The sequence below is a fragment of the Micromonospora sp. NPDC023888 genome, assembly GCF_040639415.1.
Taxonomy (GTDB): domain Bacteria; phylum Actinomycetota; class Actinomycetes; order Mycobacteriales; family Micromonosporaceae; genus Micromonospora.
Window position 1 is genome coordinate 181,733 of sequence record NZ_JBEZZW010000008.1, and the last position, 14,775, is coordinate 196,507.

A 14,775-nucleotide genomic window follows, 5' to 3' on the forward strand; every position below is an offset into this window, starting at 1 on the left:
CGCGTGCGCGTCAGGCTAGACTTTCGGCAATCCGTCGCCGCAGCAAGGAGACAGCGTGGCAAAGCAGCTTCACGTCGAGCTCGTCGCCGTCGAGGAGAAGGTCTGGTCCGGTGACGCCGAAATGGTCGTCGCCCGGACGACCGAAGGCGAGCTCGGTGTCCTGCCGGGGCACGCGCCGCTGCTCGGCCAGCTCGCCGAGCCCGGTCAGGTCCGCATCAAGCTCGCCGGCGGTGAGCAGGTCTCCTACGAGGTGGCCGGCGGCTTCCTCTCGGTGAGCGCCGACGGCGTCATCGTGCTGGCCGAGAGCGCTACCCCGGTCTCCGCGCAGAGCCGCTGAGTCACACCGGGGATGGACATCGTCGAAGGAATCGGGATCGGCGTTGTCGTCATCCTCGGCGCGCTTCTGACCCTCTTCGTCCGGCGAGCCCTGGTCACCCGCAGCGGTGGCATCATCCGGCTCAGCGTCCGCGTCACCACCATGCTCGACGGCCGTGGCTGGTCGCCCGGCTTCGGCCGGTTCGCCGGTGACGAGCTGCGGTGGTACCGGATGTTCAGCTTCGCGATCCGTCCCAAGCGGGTGCTCTCCCGCAAAGGGCTGGCGGTCGAACGCCGTCGGTTGCCGGAGGGTCAGGAACGGCTCTCCATGCCGGCCGACTGGGTGATCCTCCGCTGTACCAGTCACCACGCACCGGTGGAGATCGCCATGGCGCGGTCGACAGTCACCGGTTTCCTCTCCTGGCTCGAGGCCGCCCCTCCGGGGGCGGTCTCGCCGCGTATGGCCTCCCAGGACTGGCCGGCTGCCTGACGCCGGTCTTCTGTGGTTGCGCTTGGGGTTTCCGGGGGAGCCCGCCCGGCTCTTTCGTGGTTGCGCTTGGGGTTTCCGGGGGAGCCCGCCCGGCTCCGGGCGGTCAGGCTTGATCCCTGCGCCGGGCGGGCTCCCCCGGAAACCCGTCGTGGGCACTGTGCGTCACTTCGGTGCGGTTTTTCGTCACCTGCCGTTGCCGGTGAGGCTGAGTCTTGCCTTCCCGGGTCGTCTGGCGGCCTTGATCGACTCGGGTTCCTTGATGTCGGGGTGTCCTGCCGGTCTGATACCCCGGTCTCAAGGAACCCGAGTGGATCACGCCGCCCCGCGCTCGCTGCGCGCCCGCGCCGCCGCGGCCTGGCGTCCGTCGTGCGGCCTGGCGTCCGTCGTGCGGCCTGGCGTCCGTTGTGCGGCCTGGCGTCCGCCGTGCCGCGGCGGGCCCTCGCGCGCTGCGCCGTCGCGGGCCCTCGCCCCCCGCGCCGCGGCGGGCCCTCGCGCGCCTCAGGTACGCGTGGGGGCGGCCAGAGTGGGAATCCCTACCTGGACGTGGTGCGATGCGCCGACGGTCAGCGCTTGCCGCCTGGCACCCATAGCACATCTCCCGCCGGATTTGCCGTTCTTGACAGGATAAAGAGCAGATCGGAGAGCCGGTTGAGATACTTTGCCGGGAGGGTGCTGGTCCGTTCCGGATCGTGGCTTACCAGCGCCCACGCCGCGCGTTCGGCACGCCGGGCGGTGGTCCGCGCCACGTGGAGCAGCGCCGCTCCGGGGGTGCCACCGGGGAGGATGAAGGAGTCGAGCTTGCTCAGGCGTGCGTTGTACTCGTCGCACCAACCCTCGAGGCGCTCGACGTACTCCTCGGTCACCCGCAGCGGCGGGTACTTCGGCTCCGCCTCGACCGGGGTGGACAGGTCTGCGCCGACGTCGAACAGATCGTTCTGCACCGACTCCAGCACGCCCCGCAGTTTCTCGTCGAGCCCACCCAGGGCGAGCGCGACGCCGATCGCGGCGTTGCACTCGTCGACGTCCGCGTACGCGGCGATCCGTGGATCGGTCTTCGGCACCTGCTCGTTGTTGCTCAGCCTGGTCATGCCGGCGTCGCCGGCCTTGGTGTAGATGCGCGTGAGGTGGACGGCCATGACGCACAGCCTACGGATTCCCGACCTGACGATCCCGGCGCGGCCGGACAGCGCGGCCAGTTGGCCGGTGGTGGTGGGCCCCGGCGACGCGGGCGACCCGGCGGTCAGCGACGTCGACGTGATCCGGGTGCGCGGTGACGCTCGGCTCGCCGGCACCGTGCACGTGGTGGGGGCCAAGAACTCGGCGTTGAAGCTGATGGCCGCCGCGCTGCTCGCCCCGGGCCGCAGCGTGATCACGAACGTCCCTCGGATCACCGACATCGCGATCATGGGCGAGGTGCTGCGCCGGCTGGGCTGCGGCGTCCGGTTCGACGCGGACGATCCGGTCGACCCGATGGTGGCCCGCGGCGGGGTGGCCCGGTCCCGTTCGGTGACCATCGACGTGCCGGAGCAGCCGGGCACGGACGCCGATTACGACCTGGTCCGACGGTTGCGCGCGTCGATCTGTGTGCTCGGCCCGCTGCTTGCCCGCCGGGGGTACGTGCGGGTGGCCCATCCTGGCGGCGACGCCATCGGGTCGCGAGGGCTGGACATGCACATCTCCGGGCTGACCCGGATGGGCGCGGAGATCTCCGGTGAGCACGGCTTCGTCATCGCCTCCGCCCCGCACGGGCTGCGCGGCGCGGACATCGTGTTGGACTTCCCCAGCGTGGGCGCGACCGAGAACCTGGTGATGGCGGCGGTGCTGGCCCAGGGTGTCACGATGATCGACAACGCCGCCCGGGAGCCGGAGATCGTCGACATCTGCACGATGCTCAACGAGATGGGGGCGCGGATCTCCGGTGCGGGCACGTCCATGTTGCGGATCACCGGCGTGCCGGGTCTGCACGCGGTGCGGCACGCCACGGTGGGGGACCGGATCGTCGCCGGCACCTGGGCGTTCGGGGCGGCGATGACCCGGGGGGACGTGACGGTGACCGGGCTGGACCCGGCGTACCTGGAGGTCGCGCTGGACAAGGTGGTGGCGGCCGGCGGCCTGGTGGAGACCCGGGGAGACGGTTTTCGGGTACGGATGGACGACCGGCCCCGGGCGGTGGACGTGGTGACGTTGCCGTACCCCGGCTTCGCCACCGACCTGCTGCCGATGGCGATCGGGCTGGCCGCGGTCAGTGACGGTGCCTCTCTGATCACCGAGAACATCTTCGACGGCCGGTTCATGTTCGCCAACGAGATGATGCGGCTCGGCGCGGACATCAAGACCGACGGGCACCACGCGGTGGTCCGGGGCCGGGGTCGGCTCTCCGGCGCACCGGTGCAGGCGACCGACATCCGTGCCGGCGCGGGGCTGATCATCGCTGGGCTGTGCGCGCAGGGGGTCACCGAGGTTTCCCACGTGCACCACGTCGACCGGGGCTATCCGGACTTCGTGGCCGACCTGCGGGCGCTCGGGGTGGCGGTCGAGCGGGGCACCACCCCGGAGGAACCGTCGCTGGAGATCTGAGACCGGCTCCGTGCGTGGGGCCGCACCGGTGGGCGTCCACGCGCGCGACGTCCACCCCGGACGGCGGCTCTCGCGATGTCAGGCGGCCTGCAACGAGGCACGTACGTGCCGTCGCGCGTCGTGGATGCGTGACTTCAGGGTGCCGATCGGAATGGCGAGGTGGTCGGCGATCTCGTCGTAGGTCAACTGGCACAGGTCACGCATGACCAGAGGGGCGACCAGTTCGGGTCGGTGAGCCTCCAGCCGTTCCAGCGCGTCCAGCAGGTCGAGCCGGGAGCCCGCGATCACGCTCGTCGTGCGCGGGTCGGCGGCATCGAGCGGAAGCAGTGGCATGGACTGCTCGTCGGCTCGGCGCTTGAGGCTTCGGTACGTCTGCCGGGCGCAGTTGGCCGTGACGACGTACAGCCAGGTGGAGAACTTGGACCGCCCCGCGAAGCCGTCTATCTTGCGAGCGACCTGGAGGAGGGCGTCCTGGCACGCCTCTTCGGCGTCCTGCCGGCACGGGAGGAGGCGCAGACACTGCCGCAGGACCTGCGGGCCGATCCTGATCAGCAGCGCGTCGAGAGCGGCAGCGTCGCCCTTGGCGGCGCGGCCGGCGAGCTCCTCGATCTCAAGATCCTCTGACATGCTCAGGCCCCGTTCCTCCCCGTCCTGGGGGCCATAATACGGGCGTGTCAGTACCCGACAAGATCGGCCGATATCGCGTCCTGCGGCGCATCGGTTCCGGAGCGTTCGCCACTGTGTGGCTCGGCGCGGACGACGCCCTGGACGCGTCGGTGGCGATCAAGGTGCTGGCCGACAACTGGTCGTACCACGCCGATCTGCGGGAGCGCTTCGAGCAGGAAGCACGGATCATGCGGCGGACGGATTCCAGCCTGCTCGTGCGTGTTCTCGACGTCGGTGAGCTGCCGGACGGCCGGCCGTATCTGGTGATGCCGTACGCGGCCGGTGGCACCCTCGCGGATCGGCTCGTCTCGGGGCCCATGCCGGTACGGGAGGCCCTGCTCGTCGCGGCCGATATCGCCAGTGCCGTCACGGTGCTGCACGAGGCCGGTGTGCTGCACCGTGACCTCAAGCCGTCCAATGTGTTGTTCCAACCGGCCGCGGATCGGGATCGGGTACTCGTCGCCGACCTCGGCCTGGCGAAGGCGCTCGCGAACGCGTCCGGCTTCACCATCGCCGCCGGCACACCCGGCTACATGCCGCCCGAGCAGGCTACCCCCGGCGGAGGCCTGGACATCCGCGCCGACGTGTACGCGATCGGCGCGACCATGTACCACATGCTGACCGGGAGCCCTCCCGAGCAGGCCAGCCGCGCGGGCAGGGGCGGGCGGTCGGTGCCCAGGCCGTCTCAGGTGCGGCCCGGCGTGCCCTCCACGGTGGACGACCTGGTGCGACGCGCGCTGCACCACGACCCGCGGCAGCGGTGGGCGTCCGCCGCGGTCCTGGTCGAGGAGCTGCGCCGGGTCATCGCGTCGATGGAACGGGACACGGGTCGCGGCCGGTTCGTGCGGCGGTCGGGGAGGGTCGTCGGCGTCGGTGTCGCACTGACCGCGCTGCTGGCCACGACGGGCTCCAACCCGAGCCTGCCGGCACGGTCGGGTTGGGTACGTGTGCACGACGTCTCTGGTGCCCTGTCGGTCGCGGTGCCGTCGAGCTGGGCCGGCCAGGTGAAGGACGCCGGATGGGATCCTTCGGTGCTGCGACTTCCCGCCGGCCAGGCGCCGGGTCTCGTGGTCGCCCCGGATCTTGACGTCTGGCCGGATCCGGCGAGCGGAATACCAGGTGTGTTCATCGGTGCGAGCAAGGCCCTGCTGGCCGGCGGCGCGGCACCCGCGTTACCCAGCCACACCTCCTGCGTCCAACAGCCTGACCGGACCGTGGACGTGGGCGGCAACCCGGCCCGGGTACGGCGGTGGACGTCGTGTGGCGCCTCGGTCTCGTTCAGCGAGGTGCTGCTCTCCGTGCCGCAGCGCAGCTATGGCGTCTACCTGCAGATCAAACAGGTGGGCGACGCCGACCTGACCGACGAGATCCTGGCCGGCCTGCGGTTGTCCAGCTCACTGGTGCCGCGGGCCGGCCGGTTCGGGTCCGTCTACTCGTAGCAGTTCTGGTTCGCGTACTGCAGAGTCAGTTGGACCACGGTGCCCTTGACCATCTCGATGCGGTAGACGGCCTTGTTGTTGCCGGGCGTCTTCGCGAAGCCGCGACCGTTTGTCGCGTCCCCGTCGGCCGCTGACCACCCCGGGTAGATGCGAAGCATGTCGGCGCTGGACATGCCGACTCGCGCTCCCTCGGGCGTCTTGATGCTGCCGTACGCGTCGATGGTGGCGATCCCCAGAGTTCGGGAGACGTTGACATTCCCCTCGTCGGTCGGGGCGGACCGCAGTTGTGCCAGCGCGCACTCGCCCTGGTAGTCGCCGAACGGGCGCAGGATTCCGGTCGCGGTGGCCTGCTGACGGGACATTCCGAGCTTCAGCGAGCCGAGCCCGTTCGGGCCCAGGACGAGGGCGGTGGTGGTGCCGCTGCTGGACGGCCGCGCGGACGGCGAAGGCGACGCGGACGGCGAAGACGACGTCGGCGTCCCGGTGGTGGGCGCGCTGGCCGTCTGCTCCGGGGAACCGGCCGGTGCCGCGTCACCGCTCCGGTGCGTGGGTGACGCGCACGCCCCCACGAGCAGGAGGCAGGTGAGGGTTCCGACCACAGGCATTGCACGCATCGTTGGCTCCTGGCTCATTGCACTGGGTTGTTGTCGTAGGGTTCGATGCGCCCGAACCGGAGTTTGTTCGCCGCGCGGAGTCGTGAATATGTCACCCCGGCGCGGCTTCGATCCCCGTCCGGGCTGGGTCGGCGTCCGGCAACTCGCTTAGTCATCGTTCAGGCTCGCCGACTAGGGTGCAGTGAGGCACTCAATCGCAGCGAGGGAGAAGCAGATGGCGGGTCGACTCGCGGTCGTCGGGGCTGGGCTGATGGGTTCCGGCATCGCCCAGGTGGCGGCGCAGGCGGGCTGGCAGGTGACGCTGCGCGACCTGGACGACGCGGCCACCACCCGTGGGCTCGGCGGCATCCGGAAGTCGTTGGAGAAGTTCGCCGAGAAGGGCAAGATCGAGGCGTCCGAGGTCGAGGCGACGCTGGCCCGGATCACCCCGACCACGGAGCTGGAGGCGGCGGCCGACGCGGACATCGTGGTCGAGGCGGTCTTCGAGCGGCTGGAGATCAAGCACGAGGTCTTCCGCGCCCTGGACAAGATCTGCAAGGCCGACGCGGTGCTCGCCACCAACACCTCGGCCATCCCGGTCACCCAGATCGCCGCGGTGACCGAGCGGCCGGAGGCGGTCGTCGGCACCCACTTCTTCTCTCCGGTGCCGATGATGCAGCTCTGCGAGCTGGTGCGCGGTTACAAGACAAGCGACGCGACGCTTGACACCGCGCGGGCCTTCGCGGAGGAGATCGGCAAGACGGTGGTGGTCGTCAACCGGGACATCGCCGGCTTCGTCACCACCCGGTTGATCTCCGCCCTGGTGATGGAGGCGGTCAAGCTCGTCGAGTCCGGCGTGGTGTCCGCCGAGGACCTGGACACGGCCTGCCGGCTGGGCTTCGGGCACGCCATGGGCCCGCTTGCCACCACCGACCTGACCGGCGTGGACGTGCTGCTGCACGCCTCGAAGAACATCTACACCGACACGGCCGACGAGAAGTTCTTCCCGCCGGAGCTGCTCCAGCGGATGGTCACCGCCGGCGACCTGGGCCGCAAGACCGGCAAGGGCTTCTACACGTACTGAGTCACGGCGACCGGGGCGGGCACCCGCCCCGGTCGACCGCTCAGCCGTCGCGCTTGGTGGTCCAGCGGAAGGTGGTCAGGCAGAGCACCACACCGATCACGCACCACAGGGCCAGCACCAGCGCGACCCGGCCCAGCTCGAACGAGCCGCCCGGCTCCTGGGCGCCGAAGCTCTCCGGCAGGAAGACCGACCGCAGCCCCTGGCACATCCACTTGAGCGGGAACAGCGCCGCGACCTGCTGCATCCAGGTGGGCAGGTCGGTGAAGACGAAGAACACCCCGGAGATGAACTGGAGCACCAGGGCGACCGGGGTGACGACCGCCGAGCCACTGCGGGCGGTGCGGGCGAGCGACGAGATGGCGATGCCGCAGAGGGTGCAGGCGGTCACCCCGAGCACGGCGACCCAGCCGAAGGTGGCCCACTTCCCGACCGTGCCCGGCAGGTCGAGGTCGAACAACGCCACAGCGACGGCCAGCAGCAGCGCGGTCTCGGCGATGCCGATCGCCACCACCATGATCACCTTGCCGGCGAACCAGACCCACCTGGGCATCGGCGTGCCCCGGTAGCGCTTGAGCACGCCCCGGTCCCGCTCGATCGGAATCCAGATGCCGAGGTTCTGGAAGCTCACGGTCATCAGGCCGGTCGCGATCATGCCGGTGATGAAGTACTGGGTGAACTTGACCCCGCCGCCGATCGTGCCACCGAAGATCGACGCGAAGATCAGGATCATGATGATGGGGAAGCCCATCGTGAAGACCACTGACTCCCGACTGCGCAGGAACTGGGTGATCTCCAGCCGGCCCTGGCGCAGCGCGAGCGCGCCGGCCCCCGGCCGACGGCCATGGCTCGCGGCGACAGGTGTCGCCGGCTTCGTCGTGGTGGTCATCGCGCGTGTCCGATCATGGTGAGGTAGACGTCCTCCAGGGTCGGCCGGGTCACGGTGAGCCCCGGCACCTCGCCGCCGTGGCGCGCCGCCAGCTCGGCCACGAGGGCCGTCGGCGTCGCGCTCTGCGCGCTCTCCAGCGTCCCGTCCGGGGTACGCCAGGAGACCGTGGCCAGGGCCGCCTGTCGGTTGCCCAGCTGGTTCGGGGCGGCCACCTCGACCAGCCGGCCGCCGGCGATCACCCCGACCCGGTCGGCGAGGGTCTCCGCCTCGTCCAGGTAGTGGGTGGTCAGCACGATTGTGGTGCCGGCTGCGGCGAGGTCGCGGATCAGCTCCCAGAACTCGCGGCGGGCCTCCGGGTCGAAACCGGTGGTCGGCTCGTCGAGGAAGAGCAGCTCGGGGCGACCGATGATGCCCAGCGCCACGTCCAGGCGGCGTCGCTGCCCGCCGGAGAGGCTGTGCGTACGGGCCTTCGCCTTGGCGGCCAGCCCGACCCGCTCGATCACCTTGTCCGGGTCGTCCGCGTCGGGATAGAAGCCGGAGAAGTGCCGGATCACCTCGCCCACGGTCAGCTCGTCGAACTCGCCGGTGCCCTGCAACACGATGCCGACGCGGGAGCGCCAGTCGGCGTCCGGGTGGGCGGGGTCCGTGCCGAGCACGGAGACCTCGCCGGCATCCCGGCGTCGGTAACCCTCCAGGATCTCCACCGTGGTGGTCTTGCCTGCGCCGTTCGGGCCGAGCAACGCGAAGACCTCGCCCCGGCGCACGTCGAGGTCCACGCCCGCCACCGCGACGTTGTCGCCGTACGCCTTGCGCAGCCCTCGGACGGAGATGGCCAGCTCGTCATCCATGCCGTCAAGTGTGCGCCCCGACCAGGCCGCCTGCTGCCCCGGGGCATGGCGGTGCGCGCCACTGCGCGCACTTCGCGCCCGGGCGTCCCCGACATGGACCTGTGTGGTTTTCCACAGCCCGTTTTACTGAACGGTAACTTAAGCTCCAGCCATGGATGAGACGGCATCTTCGGGGCGGCTGCCCGAGCGCGACCGCCCGTGGGTGATGCGTACCTACGCCGGCCACTCGTCGGCGACCGCTACCAACGCCCTCTTCCGCCGCAACCTGGCGAAGGGACAGACCGGCCTCTCGGTCGCCTTCGACCTGCCCACGCAGACCGGCTACGACCCGGACCACGAACTGGCCGCCGGCGAGGTCGGTCGGGTCGGCGTGCCGGTGGCCCACCTCGGCGACATGCGGGCGCTCTTCGACGGCATTCCGCTCGCCGAGATGAACACCTCGATGACCATCAACGCCCCGGCGATGTGGCTGCTCTCCCTCTACGGCACTGTCGCCATGGAGCAGGGCTGCACCGCCGACCTGCTCTCCGGGACCACCCAGAACGACATCATCAAGGAGTACCTGTCCCGGGGGACGTACATCTTTCCGCCGGCCGCGTCGCTGCGGCTCACCGCCGACGTCATCGCCCACACGCTGAAGACCATGCCCCGGTGGAACCCGGTCAACATCTGCTCGTACCACCTCCAGGAGGCCGGGGCCACGCCCGTGCAGGAGGTCGGCTTCGCGCTGGCCACAGCGGTCGCCGTGCTCGACGCCGTCCGTGACTCCGGTCAGGTGCCGCCCGAGCGGATGGGCGACGTGGTGCAGCGGATCTCGTTCTTCGTCAACGCCGGGGTGCGTTTCGTCGAGGAGATCGCCAAGATGCGCGCGTTCGGCGTGCTCTGGGACGAGATCACCCGGGACCGGTACGGGGTCACCGAGGCCCGGCAGCGGCGCTTCCGCTACGGGGTGCAGGTCAACTCGCTGGGCCTCACCGAGGCGCAGCCGGAGAACAACATCCAGCGCATCGTGTTGGAGATGCTCGGGGTGACGATGTCCCGCGACGCCCGGGCCCGCGCGGTGCAGTTGCCCGCCTGGAACGAGGCGCTCGGCCTGCCCCGACCCTGGGACCAGCAGTGGTCGCTGCGGATGCAGCAGGTCCTGGCGTACGAGTCGGACCTGCTCGAATATCCGGATCTCTTCGCCGGCTCGCACGTGATGACGGCGCTTGTCGACGAGGTCGTCACCGGGGCGCGGGTCGAGCTGGACAAGGTGCTGGAGTTGGGCGGTGTGGTGGCCGCGGTGGAGACCGGCTACCTCAAGAGCGCGCTCGTCGCCTCGCTGGCCGAGCGCCGCCGCCGGATGGAGTCCGGCGCCGACGTGGTGGTCGGCGTCAACAGGTACGTCGAGACCGAACCCTCCCCGCTGACCGCCGCCGGTGCGGAGGCCGTCGAGCAGGTCGACCCGGCGGTCGAGGCGGCCGCCGGGGACGGCGTACGGCGGTGGCGGGCCGATCGGGACGCGGACGCCGTCGACGCCGCCCTTGCCCGGCTCCGCGCGGACGCCGCGACCACCGCCAATCTGATGCCCGCCACCCTGGAGTGCGTGCGGGTCGGGGTGACCACCGGCGAGTGGGCCGGAGCGCTGCGGCAGGTCTTCGGCGAGTACCGGGCGCCGACCGGCCTGACCGGTGCCGCCGGCGGCGGCGGGGATCCGGGCCTCGTGGCGGTCCGCGAGCGGGTAGCCGCCACCGCACGGGAACTGGGCAGCGGCCGGCTGCGACTGCTGGTCGGCAAACCCGGCCTGGACGGGCACTCCAACGGTGCGGAGCAGATCGCGGTACGTGCCCGCGACGCCGGCTTCGAGGTCGTCTACCAGGGCATCCGGTTGACCGCTGGGCAGATCGTCGCCGCCGCCGTCGAGGAGGACGTCGACCTGGTCGGGCTGTCCGTGCTGTCCGGATCGCACCTGGCCGCCGTGCCCGCGGTGCTCGACGGGCTGCGGGCGGCCGGCCGGGCGGACCTACCGGTGGTCGTGGGCGGCATCATCCCCGCCGGTGACGCTGACACGCTGCGGGCGGCCGGGGTGGCCCGGGTCTTCACCCCGAGGGACTTCGCCCTCACCGGCATCATCGACGACCTGGTGACTGTCATCCGGCAGGCCAACGACCTGCCCTGATCCGGCTGTCGGTGGGTCAGCGGCCGGCGTACGTCATGCAGTCGGCCAGGTCGTTGTCCGGGCCGACCCGGATCGACTCCGCGTGGCACTCCAACTGCTCGTTGTGCCGGCAGTCGGAGCGCTGGCAGGCGCCGACCTGGGCGATCAGGTTCTCCACGCCGCCCTGGACGGGCGACTCGACGAAGGTGTGGCAGTGGGCGTGATCCATGCTGCCGATCGTGATCGCGAAGGCGTGGCAGTCACCCGACTGGTTGTACGCGCACGCGGCGACGACACATTCCTGGACTCGGGGCATCTCCAACGCTGCGGTCATGCCAACCTCCTCTAGGTCTTTGCCCTGATCCTAGGCTTTTGCCGATCCGGCCAACCCCGATATGGCCGCCCGCCGGTCACCCGCCTACACCCCGAGGGTCAGCTCGGTTGGCGACGGCGGGCCGACCCGTGCGGGACGACAAGGCCCGCCTCGTACGCGGCCACCACCGCCTGGGCGCGGCTGCACAGGTTCAGTTTGGTCATGGTCCGGTTGATGTGGGTCTTGACCGTCGCCTCGCTGAGGACCAGGGTGTCGGCGATCTCGCCGTTCGTCATTCCCCTCGCGACCAGCCGCAGCACCTCCAACTCCCGGGCGGTCAACGCGCCCAGGTCCGGCGGCGGCCCGGCCGGGTCCCGGTCCCGGCGGGTGTACGCCTCGATCAGCCGCCGGGTCACCGTCGGCGCGAACAGCAGCTCGCCCTCGGCAACGGTCTCGATGGCGGCGAGCAACCGTTGTGGCGGGGTCTCCTTCAGCAGGAAGCCACTCGCGCCGCCGCGAAGCGCGGCGTAGACGTACTCGTCCAGGTCGAAGGTGGTGAGGATGAGGATCCGGGGTGGCGTGTCGGTGGCCGCGGCGAGGATCCGCTCGGTGGCCCGGACACCGTCGAGCCCGGGCATCCGAATGTCCATGAGGATGACGTCCGGACGGGTCGACCCCGCCAGGGCCACCGCCTCGTGACCGTTGGCCGCCTGACCCACCACCTCCAGGCCCGGGGCGGCGCTGATCAACGCCGAGAGGCCGGCACGGATGAGCACCTGGTCGTCCACCACGAGCACTGTGATCACGAGAGATCCCTCCCCGGGTCGGCGCGGTCGTCATCCACCATCGCAGGTATCGGCAGGGTGAGGACAACCTCGAAGCCGCCCTCCGGGTGTGGCCCGGCGGTCAGCGTGCCGCCGTAGAGGTGCGCTCGTTCCCGCATGCCAACCAGACCATGGCCCTCGGTGACTCCGCTCGGGCCCGCCCCTGGCCCGCCGTCGTCCCGGACCCGAGCGGTCAGCCGGTCCCGGGCGTAGTGCAGTGCCACGGTCGCCGCCGCCGTCGGCGCGTGTTTGAGCACATTGGTCAGACCCTCCTGAACGACCCGGTAGGCGCAGAGATCGATGCCCGGTGGCAACGCCCGTACGACGCCACTCGTGCTCGTCTCGACCCGTACGCCGGCGGCCCGGACCCGCTGGATCAGCTCGTCGAGCTGATCCAGGCCGGGAGCGGGGGCGTACGAGCCGCTCTCCTCGCCGCCGTCGTCCACGTTCAGGCGCAACAGGGACAGCAGTCGACGCAGCTCGTCCAACGCCTCGCCGCTGGTTTCCAGTACGGTGCCCAGCGCGTTCCGAGCGGTGGGCGGATCGGTGGCGAGGACGTACCGGGCGAGCCCCGCCTGGACCGAGATGACCGACATGTGGTGGGCGACGACGTCGTGCAGCTCCCGGGCTATGCGGACCCGCTCCTCGACGACAGCACGACGGGCGCGCTGCTCCTGCTCGTACTCCAGTTGCCGGGCCACCCGGGCGAGCCGCTTGTTGCTCGCGGCCAACTGCCCCGCGCCGTGCCCGATCCACGCCACCACGCCGGTCCACGCCACGCCCTGCACGACGGCGACCAGCAGGGACTCGTGGCCGGCGTACACCCAGACCGTGGCCGCGATCACCACGGCGGTGAGCGCCGTGCGGACCCGGCATCTCGCGGCGACCGTGTAGAGCGCCAGCAGCATCCCCGGGCTGTTCACCACCGGCCAGTAGCCGAGGTCGATGTAGCCGGCCCAGACGGCGCAGTACACCAGCAGAACGGCCACCGGCGCCCGTTGCCGCGCCACCAGCAGCGCACCGAGCAGGCAGGTCAGGGCGTAGCCCGGCAGGTCCATCGGGCGGATCCCCGCCGGTGGCTGTTGGCTGGCCAGCGCCAGGCCGACGGCGACCGTCGCGGTGGCCAGTAGCCCGTCCACGAGGAGCGGGCGGTGACCGACGAGGCGCCGCAGGCGGCCCGGCCACCGTGCCGCATGAGCGACCATGCGCGCACGGTAACCCAGCCCCTGGGCCCGGGTCGTCAACCCGTGACGGGCTTTCGCGATACCACAGTGGTTGTACGACGGACGGCGGCACTCCCACGCTCCGACGCCGATCGCGACCGCGCCGGTACCGCAAAGGTTTCCACGAACGTCAATCCCTGGCGGGACGATCGGAGGCCGCCCCGTCCGTAGCGTCCTCAGTGTGGCTGGCGACACCGCTGGCCCGATCAGGAGGAGGTGCACGATGGCGACAGGGACCAGGATGGGGCGCTGGACCGGCCGAGTGGCTGCCATCGCCGCGATCGCGGGGATGAGCCTCGCCGCGACGACAACGGCGGCCCAGGCCGCCGACGAGTGGTACGAGGTGGCTGCCAAGAGCGGCACGTGTCGGCTCGCCCAGAGCCTCATCTACGGGGCGTACGGCGACGCCGAGATCTGTTGGCGCGGCACCGAGGTCTGGGTCCGTGGTTACGTCGAGGACACCGAGCCGGACGGGTATAAGGCGGTGCTCCAGATCCGGTACCACGTCGATGGAGACGCGGCGTACCACTACCGGAACTACCTCAGCGACACCAATTCCGCGAACGGCGGGACCTTGGCGTCCTCCTGGTCGAAGGCGCGGTACCCGACCAAGGACCTCCACGCGCGAGCCTGTACCTACAGCGGTTCGACGAAGATCGCCTGCGACGGCACCTGGCGGTGACCGCGAGCGTACGGCGGGACGGCCCAGAGGGGGAGGCCCGTCCCGCCGTACCCCGGTGAACCGTCAGACGCGGAAGCCGGCGGCGCGGGCCGCCTCGCGTTCCCGGCGACGTTCCGAGCGTCGCCGGAGGAACCAGTAGACGAAGACCACAAGGCCGAGCAGGAAGGCAAGCACCAGCACCGGCAGGATGATCGCCACCAGGGAGACCACCACGCTGGTCGCGTCCTCGGCGGTGCTCGCCACGGGGGCGCCGAACCCGGCCGTGGTCGCGTTGATGACCGGCCGTGCCGCGGACTTGAGCAGGTGTACGCCCAACGCCAGCAGCACGCCTGTGACGACCGGCACCCACTGGTGCGACGAGAAGAAACTCCCCGGGTCGCTGACCGTCACCGTCTCCGACGACGACCCGGCGCCGAAGGCCAGGCCACCGGCGGTGGGTCGGACCACTGTCTGCACCACGTCGTTGACGTGGTCGACCACTGGCACCTTGTCCGCCACCGTCTCCACGGCGAGCAGCACGGCCAGGATGACGAGGACCCAGCCGTTGCCGAGCCAGGTCCAGCCGCTGGGAAGGTCGATCAGGTCGGTGTAGCGGCCGAGTAGACCGAGGGCGAGCAGGGGTATGTAGGCGTTCAGCCCCGCTGAGGCGGCGAGGCCGGTGCCGGTGAGGACTTCGAACACGGTCTCAGCATCGCACC

Annotated in this window: 16 protein-coding genes; 7 read left to right on the forward strand and 9 right to left on the reverse strand. The window is 70.8% G+C overall.

The genetic code is table 11. The features are described 5' to 3' along the window. Positions 1-55 precede the first annotated feature (55 nt). Complete coding sequence (locus AB0F61_RS10085; RefSeq protein WP_357246353.1) at positions 56-337, forward strand: F0F1 ATP synthase subunit epsilon; 282 nt, start codon at positions 56-58, stop codon at positions 335-337. 12 nt (positions 338-349) lie between these two features. Next, positions 350-805: a DUF2550 domain-containing protein gene (locus AB0F61_RS10090; protein WP_357246350.1), complete on the forward strand. Its 456-nt coding sequence runs from the start codon at positions 350-352 to the stop codon at positions 803-805. Positions 806-1,368: 563 nt separating this feature from the next. On the opposite strand, the gene AB0F61_RS10095 is transcribed toward AB0F61_RS10090, so the two are convergent. Beyond that, the gene (locus tag AB0F61_RS10095) at positions 1,369-1,941 is read right to left on the reverse strand and encodes a cob(I)yrinic acid a,c-diamide adenosyltransferase (protein ID WP_357806430.1); all 573 of its coding nucleotides are present in this window, start codon (positions 1,939-1,941) and stop codon (positions 1,369-1,371) included. Between AB0F61_RS10095 and murA the strand changes: the two genes are divergently transcribed. Then, complete coding sequence (gene murA, locus AB0F61_RS10100; protein ID WP_357806433.1) at positions 1,940-3,382, forward strand: UDP-N-acetylglucosamine 1-carboxyvinyltransferase; 1,443 nt, start codon at positions 1,940-1,942, stop codon at positions 3,380-3,382. The genes AB0F61_RS10095 and murA overlap by 2 nt on opposite strands. Positions 3,383-3,460: 78 nt before the next feature. Here murA and AB0F61_RS10105 read toward each other — a convergent pair whose 3' ends face one another. Further along, entirely contained in the window at positions 3,461-4,009 is a 549-nt protein-coding gene (locus AB0F61_RS10105; RefSeq protein ID WP_357806436.1) for an RNA polymerase sigma factor, read from the reverse strand. A 44-nt stretch (positions 4,010-4,053) separates the two neighbouring features. On the opposite strand from AB0F61_RS10105, the gene AB0F61_RS10110 reads away from it, so the two are divergent. Next, positions 4,054-5,487, forward strand: a complete 1,434-nt coding sequence (locus AB0F61_RS10110) for a serine/threonine-protein kinase (protein WP_357806438.1) — start codon at positions 4,054-4,056, stop codon at positions 5,485-5,487. Here the strand turns inward: AB0F61_RS10110 and AB0F61_RS10115 are convergent. Further along, positions 5,478-6,092: a hypothetical protein gene (locus AB0F61_RS10115; RefSeq protein WP_357806441.1), complete on the reverse strand. Its 615-nt coding sequence runs from the start codon at positions 6,090-6,092 to the stop codon at positions 5,478-5,480. The genes AB0F61_RS10110 and AB0F61_RS10115 overlap by 10 nt on opposite strands. 223 nt (positions 6,093-6,315) lie before the next feature. On the opposite strand from AB0F61_RS10115, the gene AB0F61_RS10120 reads away from it, so the two are divergent. Further along, on the forward strand, positions 6,316-7,164 hold the full coding sequence (locus tag AB0F61_RS10120) for a 3-hydroxyacyl-CoA dehydrogenase family protein (RefSeq protein WP_357806443.1): 849 nt from the start codon (positions 6,316-6,318) through the stop codon (positions 7,162-7,164). A 40-nt stretch (positions 7,165-7,204) separates the two neighbouring features. Here the strand turns inward: AB0F61_RS10120 and AB0F61_RS10125 are convergent, their stop codons facing one another. Both AB0F61_RS10125 and AB0F61_RS10130 read right to left on the reverse strand, forming a co-directional pair. Then, positions 7,205-8,050 (reverse strand): ABC transporter permease, encoded by an 846-nt coding sequence (locus AB0F61_RS10125; RefSeq protein WP_357806446.1) that lies wholly within the window; start codon positions 8,048-8,050, stop codon positions 7,205-7,207. Beyond that, the gene (locus tag AB0F61_RS10130; protein ID WP_357806450.1) at positions 8,047-8,898 is read right to left on the reverse strand and encodes an ABC transporter ATP-binding protein; all 852 of its coding nucleotides are present in this window, start codon (positions 8,896-8,898) and stop codon (positions 8,047-8,049) included. Before AB0F61_RS10130 ends, AB0F61_RS10125 begins: the two co-directional genes overlap by 4 nt. A gap of 151 nt (positions 8,899-9,049) precedes the next feature. Between AB0F61_RS10130 and AB0F61_RS10135 the strand changes: the two genes are divergently transcribed. Then, a complete protein-coding gene (locus AB0F61_RS10135) occupies positions 9,050-11,056 on the forward strand; it encodes a protein meaA (RefSeq protein WP_357806453.1) in 2,007 nt (668 codons plus the stop codon). A gap of 16 nt (positions 11,057-11,072) precedes the next feature. On the opposite strand, the gene AB0F61_RS10140 is transcribed toward AB0F61_RS10135, so the two are convergent. The 3 genes from AB0F61_RS10140 to AB0F61_RS10150 all read right to left on the reverse strand — a co-directional run bounded on the left by AB0F61_RS10140 (position 11,073) and on the right by AB0F61_RS10150 (position 13,377). Next, the gene (locus AB0F61_RS10140; protein ID WP_357806456.1) at positions 11,073-11,369 is read right to left on the reverse strand and encodes a DUF1540 domain-containing protein; all 297 of its coding nucleotides are present in this window, start codon (positions 11,367-11,369) and stop codon (positions 11,073-11,075) included. Between the two features lie 98 nt (positions 11,370-11,467). After that, positions 11,468-12,154 carry a response regulator transcription factor gene (locus AB0F61_RS10145; RefSeq protein ID WP_357806458.1) on the reverse strand — a complete coding sequence of 229 codons (687 nt, stop codon included), beginning with the start codon at positions 12,152-12,154 and terminating at the stop codon, positions 11,468-11,470. Then, on the reverse strand, positions 12,151-13,377 hold the full coding sequence (locus tag AB0F61_RS10150; protein WP_357806461.1) for a sensor histidine kinase: 1,227 nt from the start codon (positions 13,375-13,377) through the stop codon (positions 12,151-12,153). Before AB0F61_RS10150 ends, AB0F61_RS10145 begins: the two co-directional genes overlap by 4 nt. Positions 13,378-13,618: 241 nt before the next feature. Here AB0F61_RS10150 and AB0F61_RS10155 point away from each other — a divergent pair, with 241 nt between their 5' ends. Further along, positions 13,619-14,077 carry a hypothetical protein gene (locus AB0F61_RS10155; RefSeq protein WP_357806464.1) on the forward strand — a complete coding sequence of 153 codons (459 nt, stop codon included), beginning with the start codon at positions 13,619-13,621 and terminating at the stop codon, positions 14,075-14,077. Between the two features lie 63 nt (positions 14,078-14,140). On the opposite strand, the gene AB0F61_RS10160 is transcribed toward AB0F61_RS10155, so the two are convergent. Further along, complete coding sequence (locus AB0F61_RS10160; protein ID WP_357806467.1) at positions 14,141-14,758, reverse strand: DUF4126 domain-containing protein; 618 nt, start codon at positions 14,756-14,758, stop codon at positions 14,141-14,143. Between the last annotated feature and the right edge of the window lie 17 nt (positions 14,759-14,775).